The following is a 9,044-nucleotide window of genomic DNA, read 5'->3' on the forward strand; positions in this document are numbered from 1 at the left end:
CAGCAGTTGCTGATGTGCTTTAGGGGTAGGTGGATCCCCAGTTGTGATCGCCGGTCGACGAACCGAGGTTGTGGTCGCCGGTCGAGGAGCCCATGTTGTTGTCCGGCGTGGCCGAACCGGTGAACATGTCGACGATCTGGCCGCCGAACAACTGTTCCCGGATGAACCGCAGGGCCGAACCGGCTACCTCCGACGCAGCCGGTTGCAGGATGAAGTCGAGCAGAGGTGAGGCCATGTGAGCCCCTTTCGATATACCACCACGACGTGGTGTGTGAGGTAGAACACGGCGAGGCTAGCTGAGGTTGGGGAAACGCACAATAGCGCAGGTCAACGCGGGAAAACGTTTGTGAAACATGCGTGTTCGCTATCGTTCGGCAACGTCGGCGAATAGTGGGATACGCTGCGGAGATGCCGCCTGTGCCGCCCACCGTCGCCCGCCTGCGCCCCTTCGGCTCGACCATTTTCGCGGAGATGACCGAGCTGGCCGTCCGTCACGACGCGGTGAATCTGGGCCAAGGCTTTCCCGATACCGACGGACCAGCGGGCATGCTCGAGGTCGCGCGCGCGGCCATCGCCCACGGGCTCAATCAGTACCCGCCCGGCCGCGGAATGCCTGCGCTGCGCCAGGCGATCGCCGAGGACAGAGCCCGCCGCTACGGCACCGCCTACGACCCGGCCACCGAAATTCTGGTGACCGTCGGCGCGACCGAGGCGATCAGTGCCGCCGTGCTCGGTCTCGTGGAGCCCGGCCAGGAGGTGGTGCTGATCGAGCCGTACTACGACTCCTACGCCGCCGCGATCGCCCTCGCCGGCGCGCGGCGACGGACCGCCCGCCTGGTACCCGACGGCGACCGATTCGTGCTCGACCTGGACAGCGTGCGCGCCGCGATCACACCGGAAACCCGCATGCTGATGGTCAATTCGCCGCACAACCCCACCGGCGCCGTGCTCGACCGAGCCGACCTCACCGCGATCGCCGAGCTGGCTGTCGAACACGATCTGCTGGTGCTCACCGACGAGGTGTACGAGCACCTCGTCTACGACGGCGCCGAGCACATCAGCATCTCCACGCTGCCCGGGATGCGCGAGCGAACCATCGTGGTGTCCAGTGCGGCAAAGACTTTCAATGTCACCGGGTGGAAGATCGGTTGGGCCTGTGCGCCCGCACCACTACTCGACGGTGTTCTCGCGGCCAAACAGTTCCTCACCTTTGTCGGTGGCGGGCCGTTCCAGCCTGCCGTCGCGCATGCGATCAACGAGGAATTGGACTGGGTGCATGCCCAGCGCGACGGGCTGGCGGACAAGCGAACGCGGCTCTCGCAGGCATTGCGCGACACCGGGTTCACGGTCTCGGCCAGCGACGGCGGCTACTTCGTCTGCGCCGATATCCGGCCGCTCGGCGCCGAGGACGGCTTGGCGTTCTGCCGTGAACTCCCCGCGCGACTCGGTGTCGCCGCGGTGCCGGTGAGCGTCTTCGCCGATCACCCTGATGACTGGAAACACCTGGTGCGCTTCACCTTCAGCAAGCGCGACGAGACAATAGACGAAGGAATCCGCCGACTCCGAACCGGCATCGCCGTGCGCTGACACGGGTCAGTCACGTGCGTGGCGGGCCAGCGGTGCGTGCCACTGGTAATGGCGGGCCAGCAGCCGGAAGCCCACCGCCCCCGCCGCGGCGAGCAGTCCGGTCCATGCTTCGTACACGTCCAAGTGCAGCAGCGCGGCAGTGGCGGCCGCCCCGAACAGCGCGGGGATCGCGTACAGATCCTGATCGGGACGCAGCACGCTCGGCACCTCGCCACTGAGCACATCGCGGAGCACGCCGCCGCCGATCGCGGTCGTCATGCCGAGCAGGGCGGCGGTGGGCGCACCGAGCCCCGCCGAGTCGGCGATCACGGTTCCGGTGACACAGAACAGCCCGAGCCCGATCGCATCCGCGATTTCGAGCGGGCCCTTGGTGAGGCGGGGCGATGGCGCGATGAAGTACAGGATCAGCGCGGTCACGATCGACGCGGACAGGTAGGTCAGATCCGTGAACGCGGCCGGGGGAGTTCGCCCGATCAACAGGTCACGCACGATTCCGCCGCCGAGCGCCGTGGCGCACGCCAGCACGACCATGCCGAACAGATCGAGCCGCTTGCGCACGGCGACCAGCGCCCCGGACGCCGCGAACGAGATCACGCCGAGTAGCTCACCGCCGCGGTGTACCGCGGTCACCGCTGAATCGAGTTCTGTCGCCGAAGGTCCTGCGGCCAACGTCGCTACCAGCACCCCAACGCTCACGGCACGCTCCTTCCACTTCAGCTGTCCGGAGCAGCGTGACACGTGAGGTGTCGCGGGGGGCGGTAAGGACACATCACGTAATACCGGGCCCAGGGTGTGTACGCGGGTGGCGACGCATCGAGGTGACAAGGCGTACTAGTTGGGTGTGGTCGGTCCTGGCGACGAGCTTCAGGCGGGGGTGGGGCGGGCCTTGTCGGTGGCGAGGAGGACGGCGATGGTGCCGAGGGCGGTGCCCATGAGGTAGCGCTGGGTGCGCAGCCACAGGGGGCGGGCGGCGAGGAAGGTGGCCAGGCCGGCGGCGCCGAGGACGATCATGGCGTTGACCGTGAGGGCGACCGTGATCTGGATGGCTCCCAGCGACAGGCTCTGCAACCAGAGGGCGCCGCGTTCGGGGTCGACGAACTGGGGGATCAGCGCCATGTACATGATCGCGATCTTCGGATTGAGCAGGTTGGTGGCCAACCCCATCGTGAACAGGCGTCGCGCCGGGTCGTGCGGCAGGTCGGCGGGCGCGAACACCGAAACCCCACCCGGCCGGATCGCCTGCCAGGCCAGCCACAACAGATACGCCGCCCCGGCCAGCTTCACGGCCAGGTACAAACCGGGTACCACCGCGAACACCGCTGTGATCCCCGCCGCGGCTGCCATCAGATACACCCCGAACCCGGCCGCGACCCCCATCAGCGAGATCATCCCCGCCCGACGCCCCTGCGCGACGGTGCGCGAGACCAGATACATCATGTTCGGCCCCGGTGTCAGCACCATGCCGAGTGCCGCCGCCGCAACCCCGAGAACCGCCGTCGTCTGAAGCATGCACCGAGTTTCCCCCGGTCACGAGGGAATTGTCGCGGTCCAGTCAGCATCCGCTGGACCCGTGCTCACCCCTCGCGCATTCTCCGCAGGGGCTATGTCGGACCGGGTCCGTACAATTGAACGGGCCGCCCAACCAGGACACGGCACACCAACTCAGAGCACTCAGGCCGAACGCAACCCCGCACAGGGCGAGTCTTACGAGCCCGTTCGGGGCCGCCCCCTCGATTCAGCGCTCGAAGCGCATGCGCCGCAGGCGCGAGTCTCGTGTGCTGAATCGAGGGGTTACAGGCCCCGAACCCGCGGCCCCGGCCGCAAAGGAGTCCAGTGACCGACGGTCCGCTGATCGTGCAAAGCGACAAGACCTTGCTGCTCGAGGTCGACCACGAGCTGGCAGGCAACGCGCGGCAGGCCATTGCCCCGTTCGCGGAGCTGGAACGTGCGCCCGAGCATGTGCACACCTATCGGATCACGCCGCTGGCGCTCTGGAATGCCCGCGCGGCGGGCCACGATGCCGAGCAGGTCGTCGACGCGCTGGTGAGCTTCTCGCGATACGCCGTGCCGCAGCCGCTGCTCGTCGACATCGTCGACACGATGGGCCGCTACGGCCGGTTGCAGCTGGTCAAGCATCCCGCGCACGGGCTGTGCTTGATCAGCCTGGATCGCGCGGTGCTCGCGGAAGTGTTGCGGCACAAGAAGATCGCACCGATGCTCGGCGCTCGCGTCGATGACGACACCGTGATCGTGCACCCGTCCGAGCGCGGACACATCAAACAGATGCTGTTGAAGATCGGCTGGCCAGCGGAGGATCTGGCCGGTTATGTCGACGGCGAGGCGCACGACATCGGCCTCGACTACACCGAGGGCAAGTGGCACCTGCGCGACTACCAGGAGATGGCCGCCGACTCCTTCTGGGCGGGCGGTTCCGGCGTGGTCGTGCTGCCGTGTGGCGCGGGCAAGACAATGGTCGGCGCGGCCGCGATGGCCAAGGCGAAGGCCACCACCTTGATCCTGGTCACCAATACCGTGGCGGGCAGGCAGTGGCGGCGCGAGCTGCTGGCGCGGACCACGCTCACCGAGGAGGAGATCGGCGAGTACTCCGGTGAGCGCAAAGAGATCCGCCCGGTCACCATCGCCACCTACCAGGTCATCACGCGCAAATCGAAGGGTGAGTACAAGCACCTCGAGCTGTTCGACAGCCGCGACTGGGGCCTGGTGATCTACGACGAGGTGCACCTGCTGCCCGCGCCGGTCTTCCGGATGACCGCCGACCTCCAGTCCCGCCGCAGGCTCGGTCTCACCGCCACGCTGGTGCGTGAGGACGGCCGCGAGGGCGACGTGTTCTCGCTGATCGGCCCGAAACGCTACGACGCCCCGTGGAAGGACATCGAGGCGCAGGGCTGGATCGCGCCTGCCGACTGTGTCGAGGTGCGGGTCACGCTCACCGACGCCGAGCGGATGGCCTACGCCACGGCCGAGCCGGAGGAACGCTACAAGCTGTGTTCCACCGCCCGCACCAAGATCCCGGTCGTCGAGTCCATCCTGGCCCGCCACCCGGGCGCGCCGACCCTGGTGATCGGCGCCTACCTGGATCAGCTCGACGAACTGGGCGTCGATCTGAACGCCCCCGTCATCACCGGTGCCACCAAGAACAAAGAGCGCGAGGCGCTGTTCGACGCCTTCCGCTCCGGCGAGATCCCGGTGCTGGTGGTGAGCAAGGTGGCCAACTTCTCCATCGACCTACCGGAAGCGTCGGTGGCGGTGCAGGTTTCGGGCACCTTCGGTTCCCGTCAGGAAGAGGCTCAGCGCCTCGGTCGACTGCTGCGGCCGAAACAGGATGGGGGACAGGCGCATTTCTATTCGGTGGTCGCGCGCGACACCCTCGACGCCGAATACGCCGCGCATCGGCAGCGCTTCCTCGCCGAGCAGGGCTACGCCTACCGCATCGTTGACGCCGACGACCTGCTCGGTCCGCCCATCGGGGACGGCGTGTAGCACTGTTCGCCAGGTCAAAGGGGGGTAGCGTGCGGAGTGCGAACCCCTCGGCAGATAAGTGGAGGCTATTCCTCCGCAACTTGTGCTAGGAAGGAAGGCGTGCGCCGCTTCGAATTCGTGGTCGACCGTGAACACGCTCATGCGGTGAACGAGACGTTCACCGGGTTGCGTAGGTTGCGCCTGGTAGCCCTGCTGGCTGCCGGTCTCGCTGTCGCGGCCACGGTGGCGCTGGTGTGGAGTGGGCAGGCGTGGGGGTTTCTGCTCGCGGTGGTGTGCGTGCTGATCGCGGGCATCGCGCTGTGGGTGGCGTTGTGGACGCCGCACCGTTCCAGCATCGAGAAGCTCTATCACGACGGTGTCCTCGTACCGGCCGTCGTCAGCGATGCCGAGCCGGGTGGCATCGTGTTGCTCGCCCTGGTCGATATCGCCGAACCCGCCGCGCCGGAGCGCAGCTGGGCGCTGATCACCCGCAAAGTACGCGCGCTGCCGGGACACACACCGCAGCCGGGCGAGCGGGTGCCCGCCGTCGCGGTGCGCACCGATCGTGCCCCTCGCCAGGTCGGCGAACGCTGGCAACTGGTCACCGCCATGCCGATCGCCTGGGGTACCCGCGATGACGCGGTGATCGCGCGAGCCTGCGACGCCATCAACGAGGTCGAATGGCGGCTGCTCGCGCAGAACCTGGCGCTGGCCTCCCGGGTGAAACGCACGGCGACCAAGCGCCTGCTGCTCGACCCGCAACAGCTGCCCTCCGACCTGGGCTAGGCGTAACCTCCGCCTTCGCTCCGGCCGTGCGCGGCTGATGAACGCTGTCGCGTCGGCGCCCATTAGGCGTAACCTCCGCCTTCGCTCCGGCCGTGCGCGGCTGATGAACGCTGTCGCGTCCGCGCCCATTAGGCGGACCCCGGCCTCGGCCTATTAGGGTCCGTGGCGCGCGCCTGCGACGATGGTTGGGTCCGTGCGATCCGGTCGGCGAAAGGTGTCTTCGACATGCGATGGGCGGCCGGGTTGTGCGTGGTGTTCGCGCTGGTGGCGCTGGGAGTTCGCCCGGTAGCGGCGGATTCGACGTTGATCGGGGCGCCTGGGCTGGGCGATCCGTACTATCCGCTCGACGGGAACGGTGGCTACGACGTCACCCACTACGACGTGTCGATCGACTACGAACCCGGTGATCACCACCTGCGCGGCACCGCCCGCATCGACGGCCGCGTGACCCAGCCGCTGGCGCAGTTCAACCTCGACTACAGCGGGCCCGAGGTGCTGATGGTAACGGTGAACGGGCAGCCCGCGGGGTTCGCCCATGACGGCGAGCACGAGCTGGTGGTGACGCCGCTGCTACCCCTGCCGCCCGGACTGCCGATGCGGATCATCGTCGACTACGCGGGCGAGGCCGCCGATACCGACGGCGCGGGCTGGACCTACGCGCCCAGCGGCGGTGCGTTCGCCATCGGCGAGCCGCACAGTGCGAGCACCTGGTACCCGCTCAACGACACCCCGCTGGACAAGGCGACTTTCACGCTGCACGCCACGGTGCCCGCCGAGTGGGAAGTGATGTCGACCGGTGATCGCACCGAGCATGTGGTGCGCGACGGTCGGCTGTTCACCACGTGGGAGACGCGCCAGCCCACGATCGGCTACCTGACCACGGTCGCGGTGGATCATTTCACCTTCCTCGAACAGCGGCGGGCCAACGGTACCGCGGTGCTGAGCGCGTTCGCGCCGGATTCCGAGGAGAATCGCGAAGACGAGCAGCGGCTGCCCGAGGTCCTCGACTTCCTCGAAAGTCTTTATGGCCCTTACCCGTTCGATGTTGCCGGTGGCATTTATGTGGATACGGAGCTGCCGTTCTCGCTGGAGACCCAGACCCGGCCGACGTACGCGCCGTGGACCGATCTGAACACCGTGGTGCACGAGCTGGCCCATCAATGGTGGGGCGACACGATGTCGGTGCGGCAGTGGTCCGACATCTGCCTCAACGAATGTTTCGCCAGCTATACCGCCGACTATCTGTGGCCGGAGCGGATCGACCATGCCGATGTGGACACCGAGTATCGCGAGACGATCGCGAAGTACCTCGACGAGCCCAAGTTCTGGAAGATCGCGCTGGCGGCTCCCGGTGTCGGCGACGAGTTCACCTCCGTCTACTACCGCGGGCCGCTGTTCCTGCATGCGCTGCGGAAGTTGATCGGTGAGGACGTGTTCTTCGCGGCGATCAGGGATTTCGTGAACGCCCATCGCGACGGTCATGCCTCGATGCCGGAATTCCGGGAGTTCCTGCAGAGCCGGACCTCGATGCCGCTCGGCGAGTTCCTGGCCGAATGGCTCGATGGCACAAGGCCGCCGCGTGACGCGTTCCTCTATCCGGGCACATTGGGCCCCTAGTCCTCGCTCAGACGAGCGCGGGCCCGCTCGACCCAGCGCTGCATCCGATCGAATTGACCACGCGCGGCGGTGAATTCACCACGTGCCCGATGTTCGGCGGTGTGGGCGAAGTGGCGTTGTTGTTCAGCGTGTTCGAGCTCTTCGCGTAGCTCGGCGATCCGGGTCTCGATCGCATCGAGGTCGGATTTCGCCTGGGCGGCAGCGGCTTCGGCTTCATCGCGATCGGCAGCGGCCGCTGCCAGCCCGGATTCGGCATCGTCGAGTTCCTTGTGGGCCTCGGCTCGCCGCTCGGCTTCGGTGTTCTTCGGGGCGGGTTTGCTCGTGCGCTTGGGCGTGGCCTTTCCGCCGGTGATCGCGACCAGCCCGGCCGGGCCGAAGCCGTCGTAGGTGACGGCGGTCGGCAGGACTCCGGCGCGGACCAGGTCGGCGACGTCGGGGTCGGCCAGCGCAGCGGTGAGAGTTTGGCCGACCTCGCGCAGCACCTGCTCGGTCGCCGGACGGTCGTGTTCGGCGACCAGCTCGGCGGCCCGCTTGGTCATCGCGTTCACAACCTGTTGACGCTGGGTGCCGAGGGCGCGCAGCTTCTCGCCGGAGAGCTGACGCTGAGCCGACCGGAGCGCATCGCCGAGATCGAGGAGAGCGGCGATCTCCTTCGGCGCGTGGCGGGCCAGCAGGTTGACCGTCCAGGCGGCGACCGTGGGTTTTCGCAGGGCGGTGATGGCCTTGGCCAGCTCGCGGTCACCGTCGGCGCGGGCCTGGGCGGCGCGCTCGGCGCGGGTTGACACGAAGTCGCCGGGGTCGAGGGTGTACAGCTCGCCTGCGACGTCGTCGAGGGTCATCTTTGTGATGGTAGACAGGTTGCTCGACGGGGGAGCGCGGGCGCGGGGCACTTGGGTATCGTCACCGGCGGTTGTATTGGCCCTGAACCGTTCGGTGAGTGAGGTTTTCAGTGATTTTCCCAGAGAAGCGGCTGTTGGCGCGGATCGTGCTCGGACCGGTGGCCGCGATGGCGCTGGTCGGCGCGATGGTTTCGTGCTCGTCCGATGATGCGTCGTCGGCCGGTGCTGTCGCGGCGGGGTCGTGCGTGGAGGTCAGTGACAACGCTGCCGATGCGATGAAGGCGACGGTGGGCGACTGCTCGTCGGCGAAGGCCAACTACCGGATCGTGAACGTCGGCACTGCGGACTGCGCTGCGGGCAACGCCACCTTCAACGGCACTGTCGGAGACGCGAAGAACACTCTGTGCTTGGCGCCCAACTTCGCCGAGGGTAGTTGTTACGCGGATGCGGGGACGCGGCCTGCGAAGTCTGTCGCTTGCACCGCGCCGGACGCTTCGTTCAAGGTGGTCAAGCGGATCGATGGGGAGACCGATGAGCTGCTGTGTGGGGCGGATGCCACGCAGTTCCGGACTGTTCCTGAGCCCAAGACGACGTTTTGTATGGCAAAGCCACAGGGTTAGTAGTCCCAGGCGGGTTTGAGGCTGTGTTTATTGGCGCGCTGGCGCGCGCGTGTCCGCGGCCCCGAGGGGCCGCCGGTTAGCGCTCGAGACTAGAGCCTTCGGCTCAGCGCTTTCG

General features: G+C 67.4%; 9 protein-coding genes. 5 read left to right on the forward strand and 4 right to left on the reverse strand.

Annotated elements, in window-relative coordinates; all coding sequences use genetic code 11:
- Positions 1-19: 19 nt before the first annotated feature.
- On the reverse strand, positions 20-235 hold the full coding sequence (locus tag ACFWO8_RS28700; RefSeq protein WP_266297096.1) for a hypothetical protein: 216 nt from the start codon (positions 233-235) through the stop codon (positions 20-22).
- 173 nt (positions 236-408) lie between these two features.
- Between ACFWO8_RS28700 and ACFWO8_RS28705 the strand changes: the two genes are divergently transcribed.
- Complete coding sequence (locus ACFWO8_RS28705; RefSeq protein ID WP_378967850.1) at positions 409-1,587, forward strand: pyridoxal phosphate-dependent aminotransferase; 1,179 nt, start codon at positions 409-411, stop codon at positions 1,585-1,587.
- A gap of 6 nt (positions 1,588-1,593) precedes the next feature.
- Here the strand turns inward: ACFWO8_RS28705 and ACFWO8_RS28710 are convergent, their stop codons facing one another.
- Both ACFWO8_RS28710 and ACFWO8_RS28715 read right to left on the reverse strand, forming a co-directional pair.
- Positions 1,594-2,283: a trimeric intracellular cation channel family protein gene (locus ACFWO8_RS28710; protein WP_378967857.1), complete on the reverse strand. Its 690-nt coding sequence runs from the start codon at positions 2,281-2,283 to the stop codon at positions 1,594-1,596.
- A gap of 168 nt (positions 2,284-2,451) precedes the next feature.
- Positions 2,452-3,096 carry a LysE family translocator gene (locus tag ACFWO8_RS28715; protein ID WP_378967872.1) on the reverse strand — a complete coding sequence of 215 codons (645 nt, stop codon included), beginning with the start codon at positions 3,094-3,096 and terminating at the stop codon, positions 2,452-2,454.
- Positions 3,097-3,420: 324 nt separating this feature from the next.
- On the opposite strand from ACFWO8_RS28715, the gene ACFWO8_RS28720 reads away from it, so the two are divergent.
- The 3 genes from ACFWO8_RS28720 (at position 3,421) to ACFWO8_RS28730 (ending at position 7,470) form a co-directional block, all read left to right on the forward strand.
- On the forward strand, positions 3,421-5,088 hold the full coding sequence (locus ACFWO8_RS28720) for a DNA repair helicase XPB (protein ID WP_378967898.1): 1,668 nt from the start codon (positions 3,421-3,423) through the stop codon (positions 5,086-5,088).
- Between the two features lie 99 nt (positions 5,089-5,187).
- Positions 5,188-5,853, forward strand: coding sequence for a DUF3239 domain-containing protein (locus ACFWO8_RS28725; protein ID WP_378967908.1), 666 nt, complete (start codon positions 5,188-5,190; stop codon positions 5,851-5,853).
- 225 nt (positions 5,854-6,078) lie between these two features.
- On the forward strand, positions 6,079-7,470 hold the full coding sequence (locus tag ACFWO8_RS28730; RefSeq protein ID WP_378967931.1) for a M1 family metallopeptidase: 1,392 nt from the start codon (positions 6,079-6,081) through the stop codon (positions 7,468-7,470).
- On the opposite strand, the gene ACFWO8_RS28735 is transcribed toward ACFWO8_RS28730, so the two are convergent.
- A complete protein-coding gene (locus tag ACFWO8_RS28735; protein WP_378967942.1) occupies positions 7,467-8,309 on the reverse strand; it encodes a hypothetical protein in 843 nt (280 codons plus the stop codon). The two genes, ACFWO8_RS28730 and ACFWO8_RS28735, sit on opposite strands and share 4 nt — an antisense overlap.
- Positions 8,310-8,419: 110 nt before the next feature.
- Here ACFWO8_RS28735 and ACFWO8_RS28740 point away from each other — a divergent pair, with 110 nt between their 5' ends.
- A complete protein-coding gene (locus ACFWO8_RS28740) occupies positions 8,420-8,929 on the forward strand; it encodes a hypothetical protein (protein WP_378967954.1) in 510 nt (169 codons plus the stop codon).
- The last annotated feature ends 115 nt before the right edge of the window (positions 8,930-9,044 follow it).

Origin of the sequence: Nocardia sp. NPDC058480, from assembly GCF_042720495.1 — a bacterium.
Lineage (GTDB): Bacteria > Actinomycetota > Actinomycetes > Mycobacteriales > Mycobacteriaceae > Nocardia.